The organism is Helicobacter sp. 11S02629-2, assembly GCF_002272875.1.
Lineage (GTDB): Bacteria > Campylobacterota > Campylobacteria > Campylobacterales > Helicobacteraceae > Helicobacter_I.
This window is the reverse complement of sequence record NZ_MLAN01000001.1, coordinates 165655-190875: the sequence shown is the minus strand read 5'-3', so window position 1 is coordinate 190875 and position 25221 is coordinate 165655. Positions and strand designations below refer to the sequence as shown.

The 25221-nt window shown below is 35.8% G+C and carries 21 protein-coding genes; 16 read left to right on the top strand and 5 right to left on the bottom strand.

The genetic code is table 11. The features are described 5' to 3' along the window. The first annotated feature begins 6 nt into the window (after positions 1-6). The 3 genes from prpB to prpD all read left to right on the top strand — a co-directional run bounded on the left by prpB (position 7) and on the right by prpD (position 3562). A complete protein-coding gene (gene prpB / locus BKH40_RS00810; RefSeq protein ID WP_095275966.1) occupies positions 7-882 on the top strand; it encodes a methylisocitrate lyase in 876 nt (291 codons plus the stop codon). A gap of 80 nt (positions 883-962) precedes the next feature. After that, complete coding sequence (locus BKH40_RS00805) at positions 963-2102, top strand: citrate/2-methylcitrate synthase (RefSeq protein WP_095275965.1); 1140 nt, start codon at positions 963-965, stop codon at positions 2100-2102. A 14-nt stretch (positions 2103-2116) separates the two neighbouring features. Next, positions 2117-3562 carry a 2-methylcitrate dehydratase gene (gene prpD, locus BKH40_RS00800; RefSeq protein ID WP_095275964.1) on the top strand — a complete coding sequence of 482 codons (1446 nt, stop codon included), beginning with the start codon at positions 2117-2119 and terminating at the stop codon, positions 3560-3562. 95 nt (positions 3563-3657) lie between these two features. On the opposite strand, the gene nrdD is transcribed toward prpD, so the two are convergent. The 3 genes from nrdD to BKH40_RS00785 all read right to left on the bottom strand — a co-directional run bounded on the left by nrdD (position 3658) and on the right by BKH40_RS00785 (position 6813). Continuing rightward, on the bottom strand, positions 3658-5487 hold the full coding sequence (nrdD, locus tag BKH40_RS00795; RefSeq protein ID WP_095275962.1) for an anaerobic ribonucleoside-triphosphate reductase: 1830 nt from the start codon (positions 5485-5487) through the stop codon (positions 3658-3660). Positions 5488-5497: 10 nt separating this feature from the next. Then, the gene (locus BKH40_RS00790; RefSeq protein WP_095275959.1) at positions 5498-5977 is read right to left on the bottom strand and encodes a hypothetical protein; all 480 of its coding nucleotides are present in this window, start codon (positions 5975-5977) and stop codon (positions 5498-5500) included. Positions 5978-6258: 281 nt separating this feature from the next. Continuing rightward, the gene (locus BKH40_RS00785) at positions 6259-6813 is read right to left on the bottom strand and encodes a YbhB/YbcL family Raf kinase inhibitor-like protein (protein WP_095275957.1); all 555 of its coding nucleotides are present in this window, start codon (positions 6811-6813) and stop codon (positions 6259-6261) included. 254 nt (positions 6814-7067) lie between these two features. On the opposite strand from BKH40_RS00785, the gene BKH40_RS00780 reads away from it, so the two are divergent. From BKH40_RS00780 to BKH40_RS00735, 10 genes are read left to right on the top strand one after another with little or no spacing between them, the layout of a single operon-like run. Beyond that, positions 7068-10583 carry a bifunctional proline dehydrogenase/L-glutamate gamma-semialdehyde dehydrogenase gene (locus BKH40_RS00780; RefSeq protein WP_095276142.1) on the top strand — a complete coding sequence of 1172 codons (3516 nt, stop codon included), beginning with the start codon at positions 7068-7070 and terminating at the stop codon, positions 10581-10583. A 60-nt stretch (positions 10584-10643) separates the two neighbouring features. Then, positions 10644-11207: an elongation factor P gene (gene efp / locus BKH40_RS00775; RefSeq protein WP_095275955.1), complete on the top strand. Its 564-nt coding sequence runs from the start codon at positions 10644-10646 to the stop codon at positions 11205-11207. A gap of 6 nt (positions 11208-11213) precedes the next feature. Beyond that, entirely contained in the window at positions 11214-12077 is an 864-nt protein-coding gene (locus tag BKH40_RS00770; protein WP_095275953.1) for a hypothetical protein, read from the top strand. After that, positions 12077-12958 carry an acetyl-CoA carboxylase, carboxyltransferase subunit beta gene (gene accD, locus BKH40_RS00765; RefSeq protein WP_095275951.1) on the top strand — a complete coding sequence of 294 codons (882 nt, stop codon included), beginning with the start codon at positions 12077-12079 and terminating at the stop codon, positions 12956-12958. The genes BKH40_RS00770 and accD overlap by 1 nt, the downstream gene beginning before the upstream one ends. Positions 12959-12970: 12 nt before the next feature. Further along, a complete protein-coding gene (locus BKH40_RS00760) occupies positions 12971-13336 on the top strand; it encodes a TraR/DksA C4-type zinc finger protein (protein WP_095275949.1) in 366 nt (121 codons plus the stop codon). Beyond that, positions 13333-14472, top strand: coding sequence for a hypothetical protein (locus BKH40_RS00755; protein ID WP_095275947.1), 1140 nt, complete (start codon positions 13333-13335; stop codon positions 14470-14472). The genes BKH40_RS00760 and BKH40_RS00755 overlap by 4 nt, the downstream gene beginning before the upstream one ends. Continuing rightward, the gene (hypE, locus tag BKH40_RS00750) at positions 14462-15505 is read left to right on the top strand and encodes a hydrogenase expression/formation protein HypE (RefSeq protein ID WP_257842463.1); all 1044 of its coding nucleotides are present in this window, start codon (positions 14462-14464) and stop codon (positions 15503-15505) included. Before BKH40_RS00755 ends, hypE begins: the two co-directional genes overlap by 11 nt. A 47-nt stretch (positions 15506-15552) precedes the next feature. Next, the gene (purM, locus tag BKH40_RS00745; RefSeq protein WP_095275944.1) at positions 15553-16536 is read left to right on the top strand and encodes a phosphoribosylformylglycinamidine cyclo-ligase; all 984 of its coding nucleotides are present in this window, start codon (positions 15553-15555) and stop codon (positions 16534-16536) included. Next, entirely contained in the window at positions 16533-17954 is a 1422-nt protein-coding gene (locus BKH40_RS00740) for an SH3 domain-containing protein (RefSeq protein ID WP_095275942.1), read from the top strand. Before purM ends, BKH40_RS00740 begins: the two co-directional genes overlap by 4 nt. Further along, positions 17947-18747, top strand: coding sequence for a shikimate dehydrogenase (locus tag BKH40_RS00735; protein ID WP_095275940.1), 801 nt, complete (start codon positions 17947-17949; stop codon positions 18745-18747). The genes BKH40_RS00740 and BKH40_RS00735 overlap by 8 nt, the downstream gene beginning before the upstream one ends. A 129-nt stretch (positions 18748-18876) precedes the next feature. On the opposite strand, the gene BKH40_RS00730 is transcribed toward BKH40_RS00735, so the two are convergent. Both BKH40_RS00730 and trpA read right to left on the bottom strand, forming a co-directional pair. After that, positions 18877-20040 (bottom strand): PLP-dependent aspartate aminotransferase family protein, encoded by a 1164-nt coding sequence (locus BKH40_RS00730; RefSeq protein ID WP_095275939.1) that lies wholly within the window; start codon positions 20038-20040, stop codon positions 18877-18879. A gap of 27 nt (positions 20041-20067) precedes the next feature. After that, positions 20068-20838: a tryptophan synthase subunit alpha gene (gene trpA / locus BKH40_RS00725; RefSeq protein ID WP_095275936.1), complete on the bottom strand. Its 771-nt coding sequence runs from the start codon at positions 20836-20838 to the stop codon at positions 20068-20070. A gap of 120 nt (positions 20839-20958) precedes the next feature. Between trpA and leuC the strand changes: the two genes are divergently transcribed. The 3 genes from leuC to BKH40_RS00710 all read left to right on the top strand — a co-directional run bounded on the left by leuC (position 20959) and on the right by BKH40_RS00710 (position 25198). Continuing rightward, entirely contained in the window at positions 20959-22236 is a 1278-nt protein-coding gene (gene leuC, locus BKH40_RS00720; RefSeq protein ID WP_095275935.1) for a 3-isopropylmalate dehydratase large subunit, read from the top strand. Positions 22237-22471: 235 nt separating this feature from the next. Beyond that, a complete protein-coding gene (locus tag BKH40_RS00715) occupies positions 22472-22912 on the top strand; it encodes a DUF417 family protein (RefSeq protein WP_219350143.1) in 441 nt (146 codons plus the stop codon). A 513-nt stretch (positions 22913-23425) separates the two neighbouring features. Continuing rightward, entirely contained in the window at positions 23426-25198 is a 1773-nt protein-coding gene (locus BKH40_RS00710; RefSeq protein WP_095275932.1) for a hypothetical protein, read from the top strand. Positions 25199-25221: the final 23 nt, after the last annotated feature.

The following is a 25221-nucleotide window of genomic DNA, read 5'->3' as shown; positions in this document are numbered from 1 at the left end:
GCATTAATGAGCAGTTTTAAACAAGCACTTTTAGAATCAAAAAAAAGAAGTGAGCCTCTTACAATCCTAGGCACGATAAACGCCTACTCCGCCTTGCAAGCTACTAAAGCTTCTGCAAAAGCACTTTATCTAAGTGGGGCAGGTGTGGCTAATGCATCTTTAGGCTTGCCTGATCTTGGTATATCTAACTTAGAAGATATTTGTATAGATATAAGACGTATAACTTATATTACTAAGCTTCCTTTGCTAGTTGATATAGATACTGGATTTGGAGGAGCTTTTAATATAGAAAGGACTATCAAAGAAGTAGCGCGCGCAGGAGCTAGTGCTGTGCATATAGAAGACCAAGTAGCTCAAAAACGCTGCGGACACCGCCCAAATAAAGAGCTAGTAGATACTAAAGAGATGCAAGACCGTCTAAAAGCTTGCATAAATGCAAAAGCAAGCCTAGATAAAGACTTTAGCATTATGGCGCGCACTGATGCCTTTGCTAATGAAGGCTTACATAAAGCACTAGAGCGCGCCCTTGCTTATGAAGAAGTAGGAGCAGATATGATCTTTGCTGAAGCACTAAGCACCCTAGAAGACTATAAACTTTTTTGCACAGAGCTAAAAGTGCCAGTCCTAGCTAATATAACTGAGTTTGGTAAAACACCTTACTTCACAAAAGAAGAGCTTAAAAGTGTAGGAGTAGACATGATCCTTTATCCACTTTCAGCTTTTAGAGCTATGAATAAGGCAGCACTAAATGTTTATAAAGACATATTAGAGCATGGTAGTCAAAAACAAAGTTTAGATTCTATGCAAACACGTGATGAGCTTTATGCCATGCTTGATTATCTAGAGTATGAAAAAACACTAGATAAGCTATTTGGCAAATAGCATTTTGTAGTTTTATAAATCAAAGAGAAAGAAGAGTAAGTGACTAGTTAAAAGATAAGTAAATATTAAAGGTAAAAGATATGATACAAAAAAAGCAGATAAAAACTGGAGGCTTAGCAGGTGTAGTAGCTGGAAAGTCAAGTATAAGTACAGTTGGCACAGGGCATGGACTAAACTATAGAGGATATGACATCTATGAGCTTGCAAAGTACGCTAGCTTTGAAGAAGTAGCCTATTTGCTTTTAAAAGAAAAGTTGCCAAATGCTAAAGAGCTAGCGGAGTTTAAAGAAAAGCTTATACACTTTAGAGCCTTGCCAGATAGGCTTAAAGAGGTCTTAAAGCTTATACCGCGTGATGCACACCCTATGGATGTTATGAGAACGGGTGTGTCTTTTTTAGGAAATATCTCAGCAGATGATAAGCTAGTTGATGTGAGATTACTTGGAATCTTACCTAGCATACTTGCCTTTTGGCATAACTTCCATGTGCACGGTAAAGAGATAGACACACAAAGCACAAAAGAAGATATAGCAAGCTACTTTTTAGAAAAGCTTCATGCTTTTAGTAAGCCAAGTTCTAAAGTAAGCCTTGCTTTAAGTCCACTGGGCACTGAAGTGATGAATGCTAGTCTTATACTTTATGCAGAGCATGAGTTTAATGCCTCTACTTTTGTAGCAAGGATTTGTGCTTCTACAAACTCAGATACCTACTCTTGTATTACAGCGGGCATTGGCACTTTGCGTGGGAATCTCCACGGTGGGGCTAATGAAGCAGCTTATGAGTTAATCTCAGAGTTTAAAGATACTAAAGATGCATTAAAAGGTATAAAAGCAAAACTAGATTCTAAGGCTAAGATTATGGGATTTGGACATAGGGTTTATGTGGATAATGACCCGCGTAATGTGATCATAAAAAGCTATAGCCAAAAGCTAGCTAATAAGCTTAATGATACAAGGCTTTATGATATAAGCGAGGTTATAGAAAAAGAGATGTGGGAGCAAAAAAAGCTTTTCCCTAATCTTGATTTTTATAGCGCAAGTGCTTATCACTTCTTAGGTGTGCCAACTGCTTACTTTACGCCAATCTTTGTTATAAGTCGCACTAGCGGCTGGCTAGCCCATATCTTTGAACAAAGAAAGGATAATAAGCTTATACGTCCAAGTAGTGAGTACATCGGCTTAGATAAACAAAGCTTTGTAGCCTTAAAAGATAGAAAATAACAAAAAGGAATAATATGAATGATATGGGGATCTTAGATGCAAAAAGACCAGAGTTTGATAGCTTGCTAGTTGATATAACAAAGTATGTAATGGATGTAGAAATAGATTCCAAACTAGCACTTGAGAGTGCAAAGTATTGCTTAATGGACAGTATAGCTTGCATGCTTTTAGCTTTGGAGTTTCCAGCTTGCACTAAGCTTTTAGGGCCAAGTGTGGAGGGTGCTAGCTTTAACTTAGGGGCAAAAGTGCCAGCTACTAGCTATCAGCTTGAACCTGTGAGGGCTGCTTTTAATATAGGAGCTATGGTTAGATGGCTTGATTTTAACGACACTTGGCTAGCTAGCGAGTGGGGGCACCCAAGTGATAATATAGGAGCTATATGGGCAGTAAGTGATTATATGAGTAGGGCAAATATCACCAAAGGTAAGAAGGCTTTAAAAGTAAAAGATGTTTTAGTAGCCATGATAAAAGCCCATGAGATACAAGGGATTTTAGCCTTAGAAAATAGCTTTAATAAAGTAGGGCTAGATCACGTTTTACTAGTAAGGATAGCAAGCACAGCTATTGCTTGTAAGCTACTAGGTGGGAGTTATGAAGAAGTGCTAAATGCTTTAAGTAATGCTTTTATGGATGGAGGGGCTTTGCGTGCTTATAGACACGCGCCTAATACTGGCAGTAGAAAAAGCTGGGCAGCAGGAGATGCTTCAAGTCGTGGGGTTGATTTAGCATTAAAAGCCTTAAAAGGTGAGATGGGCTACCCTAGTGTTTTAAGTGCTAAGTTTTGGGGCTTTTGTGATGTAAAGATGAAGGGTAAGCCTTTAGTTTTAAACCAAGCTTTTAAAAGCTATGTTATGGAAAATATACTTTTTAAGATCTCTTTCCCAGCAGAGTTTCACGCGCAAACTGCAGTAGAGTGTGCTTTAAAGCTTCATGATGAGGTAAAAGATAGATTAGATTCTATAAAAAAGATAGTTATCACTACTCAAGAAAGTGGCCATAGAATCATAAACAAAGTTGGCAAGCTTGAAAATCCAGCAGATAGAGACCACTGCATACAATACATGGTAGCAGTGCCTTTAATCTATGGAGGCTTAGAAGCTAGGCACTATGAAGATAGCACTGCAAGTGATCCACGTATAGATCTTTTACGTGAAAAGATGGAAGTGATAGTTGATGATAGATATACTAAAGAGTATCTTGACCCTGATAAAAGATCTATAGCAAATGCTGTGCAAATCTTTTATAAAGATGGCACAGTGTCTAAAAAAGTAGAGATTGACTACCCAATAGGACATAGATTTAGAAGAAAAGAAGGAATCCCACTTTTAATAAAGAAGTTTCAAAAGGCCTTAAGCGTGAAGTTTGCAGCTAAGCAAGCAGGGCTTATAGAATCTACTTTTGATAGTAAAGACTTTTTGGAGTTAAACTTTAATGAGTTTAGTGATTTATTTGTATTATAAAAGTTAGATGCATTAAGTTAAGATAGCTAAGAGTTAAGCTCTTAGCTATTAGAATCTTAAAACAAAACCTCTAGTTTATAAACCTCTAAGCTAGTTTATGCATAAAAGCGTCTTTTAGATTCTTGCTTTCTTTCAGTGCTCATACTTCCCACACGTACTAAATAACCAATAACACGCGTTGCATAATCTATATCTTTACTTCCACATTTCACGCAATGATCTTTTGTGTGTTTGTTGATATAACCACACTCTTTATTATTACAACAAGTAGCTTTGACGTTAAAAGTCCAGTAGTTGCAGCCAACTTTGACTGAGTAAAGTACTAGTTTTTTAAATACACTTTTAGTTGGCAATTCACATAAGTTCATATGATAGGCACTGCCTCCATCAAGATGTTTTGTAACCCCACTTCCATATAAGTCAAACTTTTCAAAGATATCTAGTGCGTCACTTTCTACGACATAGTTGTAGCTGTTATAAACATCGCGCGGTACAAATAAGTTATCGTTTTTATCCCATTTTGCATTTTTTGCACCTAGATTTTCACAGGGGGTTTGTTCAGTATTAAAGCGGATCTTATAGCCCATCTTTTGAGTATAAATTTGGCTATATTTTTTATTTAAACTTGCAATTTTTTGAAATAGCCCACTTAAATAAGCCTTATACTTTTCATTATTACTTATCTCAAACCCTAAAAACTCAGCACTTTCTACCACGCCATTTATGCCAATAGTTAAATACTGCTTATCAGCGCTAATAAAACCTGCATCATAATCAGGTAGTAAGCCATGCTTTAGATTATCTTCTACTAAATCGCGAAATGCCACAAGAAACTTTTGCACTTCTTTTACTATGGATTCTAAGTTATAGCCTTTTTGAACTAGGCGGTTGATATTAATAGTAAAAACCTTGATTGACCCTGTGCTTATGCCAGTCCCTCCAAGTGTGTAAGCAAAGGTATTTTTCATATCTTTTGTGATCTCATTTTTAAGCCGACAGCAAGATGATAAAGAATCTGCATTATCACTACTATAGATAAAAAAGCTATTACCCCTTGACATCTCTTCGCTTATAAAGTCTAAAAAGTCTAGATCTTTTGGCATAAGATTCTTAGTCTTGCTATCAAGCTCTGTGATGAAAGCAGCAGTTATAACTGGAAAAGTAAGGATGGCCCTTTCTCTTTCTTTATTAAACCACGCCATAAAAAAGCGTTGTAGCTTCTCTACGCTTTCCCACTTTGGATTAGAGAAATCAGGCAGTGTAATATGAGAAAAAAGCGCTTCAAAATAGTATTTATCAAAAATAGAAGTATTATAAAAAACTGCTTGATAGCCCCGTCCACCTGCTGGCTCATTAAGCGTGTAGATAACTTGCTTAAAATGCCCGATGATAACTTCTTTATGTGTTTTTAAATAATCATCCCCAAAGTCTTTCCTTGCAAAGTAATCAAAATACGTAAGAAGGCTAACATCTGCAATCGCACCTGCAAAGCGTCCTGCTATCATAAAGATAAGATTGACATAGCTACCACAAAAACTAGATAGATGTTTAGGTGCTTCACTTAGCCCACCTACGCATTTATTGCCCTTTTGGATGTAGGGGTAAAGATCGATTGCCACGCAATAAGGCCTTGCAAAAAGCACAGATTCATCATGAGAGTAGATAAGATGAGAAGAAAGCATATCTTCATAGTTTTGCCTTGATTTTGTACCAAAAAGTACTTCAATCCTTTCTCCTAAAGCGTAGCGATTAACCTGCATAGCAGCGTCTTTAAAAAACTCAGCCCCTAAAGTTGCAATCGTCTTTTTATCTACATTTGCATTTGGGTCAACCTCGCTAAGAGTTGAGTTGTTGTGCGTTGTTTCTATGTAGCTTTTAGCATACCTTAGTTTTTCATCTAACTGGTTTTTAGTTAGTGTTATCATCTTTGCTCCTTTAGCTTGCTTGGTGAAACTTGTATGTGATATCTTTTATATCACCATCTATGGAATCAAAAAAAAGTAATTTTTGATTAGTAGTTTTTGAATCTAGGGCACCTAGTTGATACTTAAAGCTGCCTATTTTTAAAAAGCTAAGCTTATGTTTTAGCATAAGCTTTTTTGCTTGACTTATATCCAAATCTTGCCCACAATAAAGTGCATACTTAAAAGGAAAACTAAATATAAACTTATCTAGCTTTTCTAAGTGTGAAGCACTTCCAAAAAAGCAGATAACTTCTACTTTTTCTTTATACTTAAGATATAAACTTTCAAACTCTTTAAGACTTAAAATCTCGCCATTTTGAGGATTTTGTAAATGCTTGCTATGACACCTTGGACAAGCCTGTCCACAGCCTGAAAGCGGGATAATAAGGCTTATAAAATCAGGTAGTTCAATTAGTCCTATACTAACATCTTCTTTTATAAACCTTAGCACTTTTGTCCCTCTTAAATTTGTCAAAACTATATAACAAAATAGCTTTATATAAAATAAAAATGGTTATTATTTTTAATAAAAATTATTAGGGGATAGTTTATAAAAAAGACTAAAGATTATGTAAGAAAAAAATAGTTGTATAAAGATTTTTTATTATCTTAGATTGACTTAAAGCTTAGTCATAGTTTTATGTTTTTAAATATCTTTTTGCCACGTTTGTTGCAATAAGCGTGGCAAATGGCTATATAAAGAGACTAAAACTATATTAAAACACTAAAACTTTAACTCATACATCTTTTATATCTAAAGTGAGTTGAGCCTTGAGCTATGATGTGACCATACATCTTAGACATCATATCGCCTAAGAAGAAAGGCACTTTTAAGTCTAAGCTTTCTATATCAAGGGCATAGACGTTGATGTGATAGTTGTGGTCTTTATCTGGTGGTCTAGGTCCTATATAAAAAGAAGCAGCGGCATTTAGCCTATCTTTTTCTTCTTGTGTTTTTATATCACTTCTATAAAGCCCTCTAGCCCTAACATTAACTGCTTGAAGTAAGCTTTTATCACTACTTGAGGCATTTTCCTTTAAAGAAGGTGTTTTTAGGTCTATAACGCCCCAGTGAGGCACTATAAAGCCTACAACTGGAGTTGCGTCATAGTCTATTAACTCTAGGCAGTAAGACTTAGCATTAGGCACGGCATCCCACTCTATAGCAGGCGAGTAGATAGCATCACCATTTTCATTTTTATACTTTGCCTCTGCGTTGCCACCATATTTATCACCTAAGTAGCCATCTTTTTGTAAGTCTGGTAGTTTTACTTTTATAAAGTGCATTTTTACTCCTTTTTTGCATTAATGTGAACTTGGATTCTAAGTAAATGGCATTAAGATTTAGAAAATAGAGCTTTAACTTAGCACTATAGTAACTTTATGGTCATTTATGCATTTTTTATAGTAACTTTAAGTTACATAATGTATAAAATATATATTTTTCTAATATTTTCAAAAGTTTTAAAACTAGGTTGTGTGATAGAATTTGTTTACTTTATATACTAAAATCAAAGAGGAAACCATATATGTCATCTACCATCATCGAAAAAAGCATAGCACTAGCTAAAAGTCTTCAAACTAGCATCAATACTGATGTAGATAAGACAGAACAGAGTTTTAGAGATAAGATGAAAAAGCTACTTGCTAATCCAAGCAACAAAGTCATGCTTATAGAACTGCTTGATAGAAGTTTTAGGTCTAAAGATGCTGCTACATCCCATGAGCTTATATCTTCCATACTTGCAAAGTATGGTATGGCAGACTTTTTTACTTCAGGTGAGAAGTTCTTGCTATTTTTATTCTTAGGGGTTGGTAAGAGCCTACCTTCTATGAGTGTTAACCTCTTTGTCTCTAAGCTAAAAAATGATACAAAGGCCATGGTTTTAGATGACGCACCAGCTAAGCTAAAAGCCCATGTTGAAAAACGCAAAACGCAAAATATCACATTAAATGTAAACCTTATAGGAGAAGAAGTCCTAGGTGAAGGTGAAGCAAGTTATAGGATGCGCAAATATGAAGAGGCTTTGAAATCTGACTACATAAACTACATTTCTATAAAGATAACTACTATCTTTTCTCAGATTAATATACTTGATTTTGATTGGTCTAAAAGTGAGATAGTAAAAAGGCTTGATAAACTTTACACTATAGCAGCAGAGCACTCAAAAGGTGAAGTTAAGAAGTTTATAAACCTAGACATGGAAGAGTTTAAAGACTTAGAGCTAACAGTTGCAAGCTTTATGGAGTCTATATCAAAGTTTGACATAAAAGCAGGTATCGTGCTTCAGGCTTATATACCAGATTCTTATAACTATCTTAAAAAGCTAGTTGAGTTTTCAAAAGCTAGAGTAGAAAGTGGCAAGCCGCCTATTAAGATCCGCCTAGTAAAAGGTGCTAATATGGAATCTGAAGAGACCATAGCTTCAGTTAGAGACTGGCCACTGCCTACTTTTAGAAGTAAGATAGATACAGATTCTAACTATAACAGGATGCTAAACTATGTACTTGATAATGAAAACTATAAGTATGTAGATATAGGTATAGCCTCTCATAATATCTTTCAGATAGCTTATGCCATAGAGCGTATCAAAGAAGTAGGAGCAGGGCCAAGCTTTACTTTTGAGATGCTAGAAGGTATGAATATGAAGGCATCTTTTTTAGTGTCTCAAACCAACCCTCTTATACTTTATGCGCCCGTTTGTAATGACGCTCACTTTAATAATGCCATAGCCTATCTTATAAGGCGTCTTGATGAAAATACTAATGAGGCTAACTTCATGCGTCATGCCTTTTCTTTAAGCGTGGGAAGTAAAGAGTGGAAAGACCAAGAAGAGATTTTCACAAAGTCAATAGAGGGCATGGCTACTTTAAGGACTGAAAGCTATAGAGTTCAAAACAGACTTACTGAAAAACTAGATCTAAATATCACTAATCTTGAAGAAAGGCTAAGTACTTTTGAAAATGAAGCAGATACAGACTTTATCTTAAAGCCTAATCAAGAATGGGCACTAGGCATCAAAGCAAAATATGAAAACTTAAAAGGCTTAGAGATAAGCCCTATCATAGGAGAAGACACTCCTAAAGATATAGCAAAAGATGTGCTTAAAAAAGGTAGTGGTGAAAAAATCGGCACTGTTTATAATGCAAATAAAGATTCTATAAACAAAGCCGTAAGCTTTTTAAAAGAATCTAAAAATACTTTAAGCTTTTTAGAACTAGGTGAGATACTACTTAAAACTGCTGAAGTCATAGCTAGTAAAAGAGGTGACTTTATAGGGCTTAGTGCATTAGAAGTTGGAAAGACTTTTGTAGAGACTGATGCTGAAGTGAGTGAAGCGATTGACTTTTTAAGATTCTACCCTCACTCTATGAAAAAGCTAGTTGATGATAACAAAGAGCTAAGCTTTACTCCAAAAGGCATAGGAGTAGCAATCACTCCTTGGAACTTCCCAGTAGGTATCTCAGTTGGAAGTATTAGCTCAGCCCTAGCAAGTGGTAATAGAGTGATATATAAACCATCTAATACTAGTGTAAGTGTGGGCGAGTTAATAGTTAAGTGCTTTTATGAAGCAGGATTGCCAAAAGACTATCTTGTCTTTTTACCAAGTAGTGGGAAGGATGTAAATGAGTATCTTTTAGGTCAAGTAGACTTTGCCATACTTACAGGTGGAGAAGATACTGCTTATGAGATTTTGAAAAAAAATCCTACCTTATATCTAAGTGCTGAAACAGGCGGTAAAAACGCGACTATAGTCACTAAGCTTTCAGATAGAGACCAAGCTATTAAAAACGTAGTTCACTCAGCCTTTTCTAACTCTGGTCAAAAGTGCTCAGCTACGTCTTTACTTATACTAGAAGAAGAAGTCTATAATGATGAAAACTTTAAAAACACCCTAGTAGATGCAGCTAGTAGTCTAAATGTAGGTAGTCCTTTTGATCTTAAAAATAGGATAGGTTTACTAGCCATAGCACCAAAGGATAATAAAAATGCACAGCTTGCACTAGATAAGCTTGATAAAGATGAAAGTTGGGTACTAAAACCAAGCTATGTAGAAAACAACAACTATGCCTTAAAGCCTTCTATTAGATATGGGACTACAGAAGGAGACTTTTGTCATAACAATGAGCTTTTTGCACCTATCTTATCTGTCATGTGTGCTAAAGACTTAAAGCACGCTATAAGCATGGTTAATGATACTGGTTATGGTCTAACTTCAGGACTTGAAAGCTTAGATGAAAGAGAGTGGGACTACTGGCTAGAAAATATAGAAGCTGGAAACTTATATATTAATAAAAGCACAACTGGAGCTATAGTCTTAAGACAGCCTTTTGGAGGTATCAAAAAATCAGCTATAGGCTTTGGGAGAAAAGTAGGATTTTATAACTATGTGACACAGTTTGTAGAAGCAAGCGGAAGCTTAGATAAGCAAAAGTCAAAAGATTCTAATATCACTTCAAGACTGCAGTTCTTGCTTGATTCTAAGTTAAAAGATAGTAGCTTTAAAACAGAGATGCAAGAAGTACTAGCACTAGCTAGAAACTATGCTTATTTTTATGAAAAAGAGTTTGCAAGTCCAAAAGAGTATGTCCACATAAGAGGGGAGAATAATATCTTTTCTTACAACGCAGTTAAAAAAGTCTGCTTTAGAGTGCATAATGAAAATAGTTTATTAGACATATTTGCAGTTATCGCTGCTTGCTCACTTACTAAGTCTAAGCTAACCTTAAGTTTAAGTCCAGCAGGGGCAAGTGAGCAAATAGGCTTAGTTTTAGAGTGCTTTAAGTATGTAGACTTAAAAGATGTAGAAGTAGTCCATGAAAGCTTAGAAGACTTTGCTAGTAAGACTAAAGATTATGATCTAATCAGGTACATAATAGAAGCTAGCACTGAAGATATAGTTTTCAAAAAGGCTGCAAGCTATGGCAAAGTAGTTTTCCACAAAAAACCTATGATGAATGGCTACTTAGAGCTACTTAACTACCATCAAGAGCAAAGTGCAAGCATATCTTTTCACAGGTATGGAAACCTAGGGCGACATGCACTAAAACAATAAAAGGTTTTTAAAAAGTTAATTTTGCTAGAATTGCGATAATTTTTAAGAAGAAGGAAATATATGGCTATTGGAATGAGTGAGTTAAAAAAAGGCTTGAAAATCGAACTTGATGGTATACCTTATAGAATCACTGAGTATCAACACGTAAAACCGGGCAAAGGCGCTGCTTTTGTGAGGGCAAAGATAAAGTCTTTCTTAGATGGAAAAGTTATAGAAAAGACTTTCCACGCTGGCGATAAGTGTGAAGAGCCAAACTTAGAAGAAAAAAGCATGCAGTTTTTGTATCACGATGGGGATAACTACCAGTTTATGGACACTGTTAGCTATGAGCAAATAGCACTAACTGAAGGTCAGATAGGGAGTAATACTAAGTGGCTACTAGATGGTATGAGTGTGTCTGTGCTTATGTTTAACAACAAAGCTATATCTATAGAAGTACCTCAAGTAGTTGAGCTTAAAATAATAAGCACTCCTCCTAACTTTAAAGGCGATACAAGTAGTGCTGGTAAAAAGCCAGCCACTCTTGAGACAGGTGCTGTAGTACAGATACCTTTTCACGTTTTAGAAGGTGAAGTTATAAGAGTAAATACTGAAAATGGTGAATATCTAGAAAGAGTTAAGTAGTCTTATATGGAATCTATTTTTTTAGAAAAGTCCATCCGTGCATCTTTTGAAGTGTTAAAAGAGTTTGATAAAGATAGGGACTATCTTATCAAGTCTTTTACTAAAGGTGCTGGAGGGGATATAAGCATAGGGGCTGATTTACTAAGTGAGAAAGTTTATGCCAAGCACTTTTTGGACTACTGTAATTTAGATTCTGAAGAAAGTGGCTTTATAAAAGCCAAAATTGCTACTAATAGGGTTTTGGTCTTAGACTCTCTTGATGGCAGTGATAATCTAAAGTCTGGGATTCCATATTATGGTGCTTCTTTAGCTTTGTGTGAAGTTAAAGACTTAGATAGCTTAAAAAAAGATTCTAAATGCTTGCAGGCTGAAGATAGAGTGCTTGAAGCCTTTGTAATAAACTTTATCTCTTTAGAAGTCATCTACTCTAATCTAGAGTTAAAAACACCCCTAACCTTTAAACTAAAAAGTATAGATAGTGTAAGTGACTTTATGAGTGTAGATATAAAAAGCTTAACTTTGCCTCTAAAAAACTATGCAGTAGCACCTTCTTGTGGGGTGTTTGAAAGAGCACACACTGCACCAGATTATGTAAGATATCTAAAAGATAGGCACTTTAAGTTTAGAGGGTTAGGCGCTGCTGCTTTAAGTCTAGCTTTTGCCTTTAGATATAAGTTTGTCATCATGCTAGAGATCTCTAGAAGGTATGATGTCTTAGCTGGTCTTTTTATATCAAGGGATCTATATGTCTATGGCAACTTAGGAGTATATGCTTTAAATATACCCTTTTCTAAGATGAGTGAAGGCACAAAAGACTATGTTGCAATTTCTAATAATCAAACAACTTTAAATCAAATAGTAGGCATGTAATGAAATTTTCAGATTTTTTTTCTAACTTTAGGCGCGATGAAGCCAAAAGCACTAAAGATACCTCAGTGCACTGGACTAAGTGTCCGGGTTGTGGGGCACTAATCTATAACAAAGAGATAGCGGAAAATAAGCATATCTGTCCAAAGTGTTTTTATCACTTTAAGATTTCGGCTAAAGAGAGACTAGATATCTTGTGTGATAAAGATAGCTTTATAGAGTTAAATGCCAACTTGATGGCTAATGACCCTTTAAACTTTGTAGATAAAAAGAGTTATAAAAAAAGGATGGAAGAAGCCCTAGCAAAGACTGGGAAAAATAGTGCTGTTATCTCAGGTGAAGCTTTGATAAATGGTAGGGAAGTACAGCTTTGCGTCTTTGACTTTAACTTCATGGGTGGAAGTCTTGGCTCAGTTGAAGGTGAAAAGATAGTGCGTTCTATAAATAGGGCAGTTGCTAAAAGACAAGCCTTGATCATAGTTTCAACCTCAGGGGGTGCTAGGATGCAAGAATCTACTTACTCTTTAATGCAGATGGCTAAGACTTCAACTGCACTTAATAAGCTAAGTGATGCCAACCTACCTTATATATCAGTCCTTACTAATCCAACCTTTGGAGGCGTAAGTGCTTCTTTTGCCTTCTTAGGAGATATCATCATAGCAGAGCCCGGTGCCATTATAGGTTTTGCCGGTGCTAGGGTTATAAAGCAAACTATAGGTGCTGACTTACCAGAAGGCTTTCAAACAGCTGAGTTTTTATTAGAACATGGTCTTATAGATATGGTCGTATCTAGACCAAGTCTAAAAGACACTATAAGTAATCTAATCTCACTACTCCTCCCTACAAAAGATGCCTACTCTTTTCACGGTCATCCCTTAGAATAAAGGCAAGTTCACATGAGACATTTAGAGATACTAAAGCTAGGTGATATTTTAAATGCAAGATTAAGCTACTTAGAAGGCATCTCTTTAGCCCAGAGTAGGCATATAAAAGAACTAAACGCACAAGAGATAAAAGATAATGCAGATGCAGTCTTTTTACGCTCTCAAATACGACTTGAAACTAGCGTGCTAGAAAAGTATCGTAGCGAAATCGTGGATATAAAAAACTCACTTAAAAAGATAGAATCTGAAATCTATGGCATATGTGAAATGTGCGATGATGACATAAGTATAGAAAGATTAAAACTAAAACCTCACGCAAAGTACTGCACTAGCTGTAGGGAGTTCTATGAAGACTGCAAGTCCAAGGAAGAATCATGAAGCTTAGATATTTTATAATCATAGGCATTATCTATATAGTATGTGTATGTGGTTTTTTGTTTTATACACAGCAAGTAGACTATACTTTAACTAGCATAGTAGGCAAGAGTGTTCATGTATCCATGCCAGTGGCGTTATGGATAGGTCTCATCTTAGTTGTGCTTTTTGTTATAGCACTAATCTTTATGACTTCTAATAAGATATCTTCTACTCTAAAAAGACTAAAATATAAAAGAGAGTACACAAAACTGCTAGCCCAGATAGATACTCAAAGTCTTGGAAGTCACCCAAAGCCCATAAACTTTAGTACTGATGAGTTTAAAAGCCTTTCTTTAATCCTTTCACGTTTTAGCTTAAAGCCTCTTTTAAACTCTCAGCCTAGTGGTAATGCCCATATAGATTCCTTATTTACATCTTTGCATAACCTAGCAACTGAAGGCAGTCTAAAAGATACAAAACTTAATCTTGATGTGCATAATGTTTTTTATGAAAGCTATCTAATAGCTAGCCTTAAAAACGGATCTAAAAAACCTTTAGATGTGCTTAATATGAGTTATCCAGATGTAGACCTTTCAAAAGCTTACTTGCAAGCTTGGGAAGAGATAGTAGAAGATTCCAAAAAAGAGACTAAAGATATAAATAAGGCCTTAGGTTTAAGCAAGCCAAAGATGGACTATGAGATAGCTAAGATGCTTTTTATTAGAAGCATAGAAGGCAAGCTTGAGTTGCAACAAAGTAGTATGTTGAAGATTTTAGAGCTTTGCCATTTTAGTGCAAAAGAGTTTTTTGACTTAGTTAATGTCTTGCTTCCAAGCCTAACTCCTAGTAACATCAACTTCTATCTTTCTCTTTTTGAAGAGGGTTTAAAGAAAAATGAAAATATGAACTTAGGCTATATCTACTTACTCTTAGAGATAGGAAAAACTAGTGAAGCAAAAGACTTTATAAGTCACTATCCTAAGGGCTATTTTCCTATATTTGAAGCCTACTTAGAGTTAAAAGATAAAAGATATGACCTAAAAAGCTTCTTTGATCCTTTTAACACTACCCAAGTAGTAAAACCTACTATTACGCCAGTATTAGTTACTCCAACGACTTTAGAGTTGCCTTTTAATGGTGAACATAGTGACACATAGGGATGCCCTAGCTAGAAAAATGGTCACTTTACCTCATGGAAGTGGTGGGGCTAGCTCAAGGGAACTAACAGAGTTAGTTTTTAAAGCTGGCTTTAAAGATAGACTGCTTTTTGATGAAGAAGATGGAGGAAGGTTTGCAAGTAGACAAGAAGGCATGGCAGTAAGCACAGATAGCTATATCATAGAGCCTATATTTTTTGAAGGTGGCGATATAGGCAAGCTTAGTATCTGTGGCAGTGCTAATGACTGTACAGTAAGTGGAGCAGCACCTAAATACTTTACACTTGGCTTTATCATAGAAGAGGGCTTTTTGATACAAGATTTAAAAACCATAGTAGATTCCATATATACTGAGCTTAAAAAGCTAGATGCTTATATACTTAGTGCTGATACTAAGGTTGTGCCAAGATTTTCAAAGTTAGATAAGCAAAGATCACAAATATTTATAAACTCAACTTGCATGGGAGAGATTATAAGACCAAACTTAAGTGCTAAGAATTTAGAAGTTGGCAATAAGATAATCCTAACTAGTGATATAGGAAGGCATGGAGCTACTATCTTTGTCGCACAAAATGACTTGCAAATAGATTCTACTTTAAAAAGTGACTGCTTTAGTTTGTGGCTACTTTTAGAAGATCTTTTAAAAAGTGACTTACAGATACATGCCTTAAGGGATGCTACAAGAGGCGGGATAGCAAGTGCCTTAAATGAGTGGGCTACTTCTTCAAAAGTTAGCATAGAGCTTAATGAAGCAAGCATAAAGATAGAATCTGAAGTCTTAGGCATATGTGAGATTTTAGGCTTAGAGCCTTTTGTGCTTGCTAATGAAGGGGCTTGCTTAATAAGTGTTAGTGCAAAAGATGCCACTAAAACCTTAGAGCTTTTAAACTCTAGCCCTTATGGAAAAAAGGCCCATATGGTAGGGGAAGTAGTGCCCTCTAAAAGCAGAGATGCTGTCATTTTGCAAAATAGTTTTGGAAGTAAGCGTTACTTAGAATACCCGCAAGGTGAGATTTTGCCACGTATATGTTAAGCAGTTTGTTATAATCACTTTTTAGAATAATTCCTAGGCGGGCTTAAATGGACAAGATGTTTTATAAAGATTTTGGTGTTGATATAGATGAAGGTAACGACTTTGTTAAAGCACTCTCGCCTCTAGCAAAACAAACTTATAATGATAATGTAGTTGGGTCAATTGGCTCTTTTTCAGGTGCTTTTAGCATGCCAACTGGTTTCAAAGACCCTGTGCTTTGTGCTGCTACTGATGGAGTTGGCTCTAAGCTTGGACTTGCCTTGCAAGCTAAAAAGCTTGATTCCATAGGTATAGACTTAGTTGCCATGTGTGTTAATGACTTAATTTGTAATTTCGCTACGCCTATGTTTTTCTTAGACTACTATGCCATGCACAAGCTTGAAAAAGAAAGTGCCCTTGAGATTATAAAAGGCATAGTTGAAGGATGCAAGCTTGCAAGATGTGCCCTTTTAGGGGGAGAAAGTGCTGAGATGCCTAGTCTTTACAAGCAAGGAGACTTTGACCTAGCAGGCTTTAGTGTAGGGGTGGCTGAAAGAAAAGACATGGATAGGGCTTTAAGTATAGAAGAAGGAGATACTATCTTAGCCTTTCCAAGTAGTGGCTTTCATAGTAATGGCTACTCGCTTTTACAAGGTATCATGAAAACTAAAAATATAGGAGATATAAACTATCTTCTAACTCCTACCAGAATCTATGTAGATGAGTTTTTAAGATATAAAGATAGACTTAAAGCACTAGCACATATTACAGGTGGTGGTATAGCTGAAAATTTAGTGCGTGTCTTGCCTTCAGGAAAACAAGCCATAGTCGATAAGGATCTAATAAGAACACCAAAAGAGTTTGATGTCTACTTAGAGCACGTTGAAGAAAAAGAAGCTTATAGAGTGTTTAATATGGGAGTAGGGCTTATAGTAGTTGTCTCTAAGCAAGAAAGCAAGCATATCCTAGATACTTCAGATGCCTATGTTATAGGTGAGATACAAAATGGTGAAAAAAGAGTTATATTGAAGGGCTTTGATACATTAGGATGAAAAAGATTAGCACGCTTTTTAAAATCTATACGCTACCGCTAGCTGTGGTTGTGATAGGACTTATAATTTACTGGGCTATAGTCACTACTATAGGCAAGCCAGATCAAGTTAGAACAGTTATGTCTAAAAAGTCTTTAAGCAAGGAAGAAGAGCAGCTTGTAATGATGCAAAATAGCGCTTCAGAAACCTTTATCAAAGATACTTTATCAAAGAATCTATCTAAGATAGAACAAAGAGGTAGTGCTACTATAACTTCTAATGAAGATGGAATAACTACAGTAGCCACTCCTGTAGTTATAGAATCTATTAGCCCTAGGGCTTCTCAGATACTAAATAAGGCTGTTAATAATGTCAAAATCACGCAGCAAGAATCAAACATAGCGCGTGAGATAGAGTTTAACATCCCAGCGCGTAAACGAGGCAGCATCTTAGCAAACGCAGCCTTTATTAGAGAAGAACCAAGCACAAAAAGTAAGGTTTTAACTAGGGTGCTTAAAGATGAAAAAGTTATCATTTTAGATTCTAAAGATGGCTTTTATAGAGTTAGATTTAAAGAGCATATAGGCTATATAGCAAAAGCTTTGGTTGCTACAGAAACGCCAAAAAAAGAAAATCCTATAGAGCTAACTCTTAATCCTTCAAATCATGCTGATATAAAAAATAGAAATGATATTGATAAGATTTTAAGTATCAACACTAAAACTGAAGCTAAAAAAGATTCTAACTTACAAGATGCACAAGCTAGCATAGATACTAGTAAAGATATAAGCAATGATATAAATAGCACACAAAGCACAAGCGATAAAGAATCTAGTACTAAAGAAGCCAATAGTGAAGACGCTAAGAATGAAGAAGCTAAGAATGAAGAAGCTAAAACCAACTTAGGTGAGCCTAATATCACTGGGATAGTTATAGTAGATGCAGCCATTATTAGACAAGAGCCTAGCGTGCAAAGTAGCATCATAGGCAAGATAGAAAGAAATAAACACTTTTTGGTTTTAGAAGATAAATATACTCACTTTTATAAGATTAGATATGGTGAGATAGTAGGCTATGTTGCAAAAAGACTAGTAGATGTAGAGCACACAGAGCCTAAAAACACACAAGATGTAAGTGATGTGAACTTACAAAAAGATGATGAAGCAGGCTTGGTAGATACTACCGCTTTAGATTCTACTACTTTAGATACTTTAGAGCCTGCTAAGTCTGATAAAGCTATAGTTTTAGCCCATAAGGCTAATGTTAGATTAGAGCCAAATGAAGAAGCAAGGATAGTGGCTAAAAGCCCACAAGGCAGAGAAGTTAACGTCTTAGGCGTGAAAGATGGTTGGGCTTTGATAGAGTATAAGTTTAAAGGCAGACATGATATCTTAAACATCAAAGGCTATATATTAGAAAGATTGCTAAAGTATGAGTAAAAAACTCTGCGTTATTGGGAATCCTATCTCACACTCACTCTCACCAAAAATGCACACTTATGCTATGGAAAAGCTTGGGTTAAGTGGGAGCTATGAAGCTATAAGACTTAAGCCTGATATAACAAAAGAAGAGCTTAAAGACTTTATATTTGAAACTGGTCTAACCGGGCTTAATGTCACCGTGCCTTTTAAAGAGCTAGCTTTTACTGCGGTAACTAAGCTTGAAGGCTTAGCCAAAGATATAGGCGCTGTAAATACTATAGTGCTTAAAGATAAAAAGCTTATAGGCTATAACACAGATGCGCCGGGCTTTTATGAGTGCATAAAAAAGTATGACTTTAAAAGTGTGCTTATACTTGGTGCTGGAGGAAGTGCAAAGGCTATAAGTTTGATCCTGCAAAAAGAGGGTTTTAGGGTAGTTGTAGCTAATAGAAGTAAAGCCAAACTTAAAGACTTTAAAGGTGTGCAGACTAGGCTTTTTAGTGAGTTAGATTCCAAAGAAAGTTATGATTTAGTGATTAATGCAACTAGTGCTAGCTTAGAAGGCACACTCCCACTAGAAGAGGTGGTTTTAAAAGAGCTTTTAGCAAATGCCAAACTTGCTTTTGATCTTATGTATAAAGATGAAAAGACTCCTTTTTGCGCCCTTGCTAGTACACTAGGAGTAGAAGAAAAAGATGGCAAGGAGATGCTTATATATCAAGGAGCTTTGGCATTTTTAAAGTTTTTTGACTTAGAAGAGAGGCTTTTAGATAAGGTAGTTTTTTATATGAGGGAAGCACTTTTAAAATAAGTCTTTTAGATAAAGGCACACTTAGTTGCTTTTTAAAAAGTTAGGGGTGAATATAGCTTAAGATGGAATCTTAAAAGCTTTTAAGATTCCATCTTTTTTAGTTTTTAAAAATATATGAGAGGTTTAAGATTATATAGCTCTCAAAGCTTCATTTAGTGCTTCTTTTAAGTCTTCAACATCCTCAAGACCTATGCTGAAACGAAGGAGATTTTGAGTTATATTCATCTCTTTTTTAACTTCAGGACTTAGGCTACCATGACTCATATAATAAGGCATACCATAAAGGCTTTCAACTCCACCTAGGCTTTCAGCAAGAGTGAAAAGCGTTAGATTCTTAGCAAAACGCTTCATGCCTTCATAGTCTGTTTTAAGATAAGCACTTACAACACCACCAAAACCGTTTTTCATCTGTGTTTGGGCTAGTTCATATTGTGGATGACTTGGAAGTCCCGGATAGAAAACCTTTTCTACATTAGCATGGGCTTCTAGGAACTTTGCTATCTCAAGGGCGTTTTCGCAGTGCTTTTTCATCCTTAAGGCTAGTGTTTTTATACCTCTTGAGTTAAGGTAGCTATCAAATGGACTTAAGATCGCCCCACAAGAGTTACTAACCATCCTTAGCTTTTCATAAAGCTTAAAGTCATTTAGACAAACTGCACCTGCTACGCTATCACTATGACCATTTATATACTTAGTCATGCTGTGTACTACTATATCTATACCAAGGTTTAGAGGCTGTTGTAAGTAAGGAGTAGCAAAAGTGTTATCAACTACGCTTATTACATTAGCATCGCGGGCGATTTTAGCTATCTCTTCTATGTTACAAAGTGAAAGAAAAGGGTTAGTTGGACTTTCCATCCATATCATCTTAGTTTTTTCACTTATAGCTCTTTTTACATCGCCGATATTTGTCATATCTACATAGACAGTTTTTACACCAAAGTTACTCATAACTGTGCTTAAAAGCCTTCTTGTGCCACCATAGATATCATTAAAGCAGATGACTTCATCGCCACTTTTTAACATACTTAAGACGACCATAGTCTCAGCTGCTTGTCCACTTCCATAGCAGATAGTGTGTTTTGCATTTTCTAGGCTTGCAAGTTTTTTTTCTATAACTTCACGAGTTGGATTGCTTAGTCTTGAGTAGCTGTGACCTAAGATATTGTTTTCAAAATCTGCTTTAGCAAATGTACTTGATAGGTGTATGGGACTGACTACATCGCTAGTTGTATTACCACTTAGATCTGGTATCTCACTAGTTATGATAGCTCTAGTTGCAAATTTTTTCATTTTTCATCCTTAAGTTGATGTTATCTTTTAGTTCAGAAGAGACATTGTAGCTTCTTTAAGCTCAGATATAAAATCTACTTCTTTTTTTACTTTACTTTTTTTGCCTTTTGTCGCATCTACGCATTTTACAAAGTAAGAGCCAACTACAAAACCATCAGAAAAAGCTTCTAAACTTTTTACTTGTTCCTTAGAATTTATGCCAAATCCAACATAAAGCTCCTTTTTACTAAGCTTTCTTATCCTAGTAAGATTAGCCTTTAAAGCAGGGCTTATATCAGTGCTAGCCCCAGTTATACCCTCTCTTGCTACGACATAAAGCAAAGGTGCATTACTTTTGGAATCTATCTCTTTAATCCGCGCACTACTAGAAGTTGCAGTTACTAACTCTATAAACTTAACATCAAGGGCTGCACATATACCCCTTATGCCTTCATGATCTTGCTTTGTGTATAAAAAATCAGGTGCTATAAGACCATAGCCTCCTGCTTCTTTTAAGTCTTTTATAAAGTTATAGATTCCATAAGCATAGATTATATTTGCATAAGTCATGGCTAAGATTCTAGCTTTTGGGAACTCGCCAGCTAGCGTTTTTATTATCTTAAAGCCTTCTTTTGGACTAAAACCTTTACTTATAGATTCCATACTTGCATTTTGGATTAAAATGCCATCTGCGTTGCCATCTGAGAAAGGAAACTGCACTTCAAGATAGCTAGCCCCCCCTTCTAAGATACCCCTTCCAACATCTATGCTTGATTTGATATCTGGATATCCAGCTATCATATGTCCCATTAGTTTCATAAAACTGCCTTAATATAGTTGTGTGGCTAGTATTATATCTTTTAAGATAAATTTATTAAATTTACATAGATTCAAACTACAATATAAATATATAAGTGTGAAATTAAGGGAAGGAATAAGATGAAGGGTTTAACTATCACAGAAAAGATTTTTAGCGACCACGTTGGCAAAGAGGCAAGGGCAGATTCCATAATAGAGTGCGATATAGATATGGTTATAGCTAATGACATAACTATGCCCATATCTATAAGGTCTTTTAAAGAAGCAGGGGCTAAAAAGCTAGCACGCCCTGAAAACTTTAGCCTAGTTATGGACCACTATATCCCAGCTAAAGATATCCAAAGTGCTAATCAAGCCAAAATCAGCCGCGAGTTCATCTTAGAGCAGAATCTTAAAAACTACTTTGATGAAAGAGATATGGGCATAGAGCACGCTTTAATCCCAGAAAAAGGCTTAGTTGTAAGTGGTGATGTGATAATAGGTGCAGATTCTCACACTTGCACTCATGGTGCCTTAGGAGCTTTTAGCACGGGCATGGGAAGTACTGATATAGCTTATGCCATGATAACTGGGAAGAATTGGTTTAAAGTGCCAAGAAGTATAAAAGTAGTCTTTAGTGGCAAACCTCAAAAGATGGTAGGCGGTAAAGATCTAATCTTAGAAGTGATACGTCAAATAGGCGTTGATGGTGCCCTTTATAAGGCACTAGAGTTTACAGGAGAAGCTATAAAGCATCTAAGTATGGATGATAGATTCTCCCTTTGTAATATGGCCATAGAAGCAGGTGCAAAAAACGGCATAATCGCTGCTGATGAGATAACTAAAGCCTTTTTAGAAGATAGACGCAAAGAGGCTGGGTTAAGAAGTGAGCCTAAGTTTTTTTATAGTGATGAAGATGCTAACTATGAGCAAGTGCTACATATAGACTTAGATAAACTAGAGCCTTTAGTTGCTTATCCATTTTTACCAAGTAATGGCAAAAGCATAAGCGAGGCAGCTAAAGATAATGTAAGAATAGATCAAGCCTTCATAGGTTCATGCACAAATGGACGCCTAAGTGATCTAAAAATAGCAAGCGAGATACTAAAGGGTAAAAAGATAGATAAAAGAGTTAGGCTTATAGTAACCCCGGGCACTCAAAAGATCTATAAAAAAGCCTATGAGCTAGGTTATATCAATGACTTGCTTGATGCTGGAGCCTTAGTAAGTAACCCAACTTGTGGGGCTTGCTTAGGCGGCTATATGGGAATCTTAGGAGAAGATGAAAAGTGCATCTCTACTACTAATAGAAACTTTGTAGGCCGTATGGGCGATAGGACCTCAGAAGTCTATCTAGCAAATGCCGCAGTAGTAGCAGCTTCTGCACTAAGTGGAGTTATACAAGACCCTAGAAAGTAAGAGTATAGGTGTAGGTGGGCTTATAAAAATGCAGCCTACCTCTAATCTATATAAGTTAAAAAAATCTTTATCTATTTAAGTTTTTGTTAAGTTTTGGTATAAAAAGTTAATAATATATTTACTAAAAGAGTGCAGTTAGGCTGACACCAGCAGACTTAATAATATATTAACAGGTTTTATAATTTAATTTAGAACCTGATTTAAGCCACAGGACACTACATTAAAGGATTACATTTTGAAAGCTCTCTCTCGTATAGGCTATTTCATAGCTTACGCTGGCATAGCCATCATAGTCATTTGGATAGGGGTTTATAAGTTTACCCCGACAGAAGCTGCAGCTATCAAGCCCCTAGTTAGCAACCACTTTTTACTCTTTTGGCTTTATGATATTTTAAACGATCAAGGCGTTTCAAATCTCTTCGGTGTCATAGAGATAATAACTGGAATCTTAATCATCCTAGGGTTTTACTTTAAGGTCATACGCATCATCGCAGGTATCTGTATAGTTATAACCTTTCTTTTTACACTTTCTTTTCTTTTTACAACACCGGGTATTTGGAAGGTGGTAGATGGAGTAGGGCATATAGACTTTTTTATGCTTAAAGATCTTCCTATGTTAGGACTTGGACTTATCTATATAGCAGTAGATCCTTTTAGAGAAAAAAGAAGAAGATAAGCAAAAACACTATCTGTTTTTGTAGATATTTTTTTATTTTTTGATTTCTTTTATTTTTTATTTCTACATTTTTTGCAAGCCCTTTTTTAGGGTTTGACTTTATAAACTTTTACTTTTTAACTTTTATGCTTTTATAGATTTTATGTTGTTATGCATTTATTATTATTTTTTAATGACATGAAAGCTTTATGTATATCCTCTCTTAGGTTTATATAAGTTACTTTTTAAAACTTCTTAATGCCACCTATCTATCTTTGCTTAGTCTAGCTTTTAAAGTTAACTACCCCTTTTCTTATCTTAATTATTAGTAAAAGATCATTTTAATATTTAAAGTGAAAAAGAGCTAAAAATAGCTAAAAGTAAAATTTTATTTCATTTTTAATATTAACTAATAAATATTTTTTATAAAAGTTTTCACTTTAAGCTTCCTTTAATACAAAAAAAAAAAAACAATTAGAATTTTCTAACTCACTAAGTTAGTGGTGCTAAATCAAATTTCTAAAAGGTAAGGATATGAAGCAGATTACTAAAAAAGCTACAAGAATAATATTGGCTACTAGTTTAATAGCAAGCCTTAGTAGTATGGCTATGGCTGCTACCCATAAAAGAGTGCATCACACCAATGCTAGACAAGCATTTAGTGCTAATAACAATATAGAAGGCATTAAGTTCTTGCTAGGTGGTGGAGTAGGTACAGGACTAAATGTAGAAGGTGCTAGTAGAGGGTTTAGCGTGTTAGCTCCTAATGCAGGACTAGATGCAAAGTTAAAACTAGGTACTGGAATCTTCAGTGCTACAAGGTCTGGCACCATAGGTTTGCAAGCAACTATAGGGGTTGGGGCTAATGCCCTAGGCTCAGGCACTGGCTTTAACCCTCAGTACTCTGTTAATCTAGACTTTATACAAGCCTTTAATGTAGGAAGTGGCTATGTAAAACTAGGTTATATACTAGGAGCAGGACTAGCTATAAGAACTCATGATGCTGGAAGCAATAGAAGTGGAAATCATATTAGTGATAGTGTAGTTGGGGCAGCAAGTATTAATGTTATGAATATTCTCGTTGATCAAAGACTCGATGGAGGCGGTGGAGGCGGTGGTGGTGGTGGCACTACTCCATCACCTCAGTCAACAACTGGTGTTAGTGGTTCTGGAGCTGGTGGTGCAGTTATGAGAGTAAGTGGGCTTAATATGTTTAATGATACGGTTGGAAATACTTCTACTTTACCAAGTGTGATAATTGCTTCATCAGGTGCTAGTGGTGGACAAGCGGATGTAAATATGGTTGGCATAAGCGAAACCTATAATGATTCCATAAAGGCTATGATAAATGCAATTGGTAATTTACAACAAGGAAACTTTTTAGCAGCAAGAGTTAATGCAGCAAATGCACAAAGCCTAGCAGCAAGCATTGATCAATTTGTATCAGGAGGAGCTGGTAATGGTAAGGCTATATATGGTGTTAGCAATGATGTTGTAAATCAGCGCAAAAAGGATTTGGAAAGTATGTTATCTAGCTACAGCTCTAGTAGTGGCTATACTCCTTCTTCTTATGGACTTTTAAAAGACCTACAAGCCACTGCAAATAGCCTTGCTAGCTTTGTAAGCACATATACAAGTAATAAGGCAAGGGATCTTGCTAATCAAGCATCAAACTTACAGGAAACGGTTAATAACTTGCAGCCTAAAGCAAATAAGCTATCTAGCTTACAACAGCAAGTAGATACCATACCTGGACTACAAGCCAATGCTAATAAAGTTGATGATCTAACTAAAAAGCTTAGTGATCTAACCTCTTCTAATCAACTAACACAAGAGGATTTAACAGCTGCTCAAGAAAGTTTTAATAAATTAACTAAGGTTACAGGTGACTTGCAACAACAAATAAAAGATGCACAAGATCAGATAACTGCATTAATCGCCCAAAGGGGTACTACTGGAAAACAGCAAGATACTGATATAGCTGCCGCTTTAGATAAAGCTAAAAACCTAACAGGGCAACTAGCAGATATAAATCAACAACTAGCTGAAGCTAGAAAAAAGATTGATGATTATAGAAACCAGCAAATAGTGGCGGCTAATCAAGCAAATGCTGCAGAACGTCAACGTCAAGCCCTTAAAGATAGCATACCTCCTGTATTGCCAACTTTAAAAGCAGGTCTTATAGCCTTTATAGGAAAACATCAAGCAGTATCTTTAGAGTATCAGTACTACTTTAGAAATACTAGCTCTTCTTTTGCAAGCAGTGATATCAGCCTTAACTACACCTACTACTTTGGTAGCAAGTAAGCCTGCTAAATCACATAACAAAA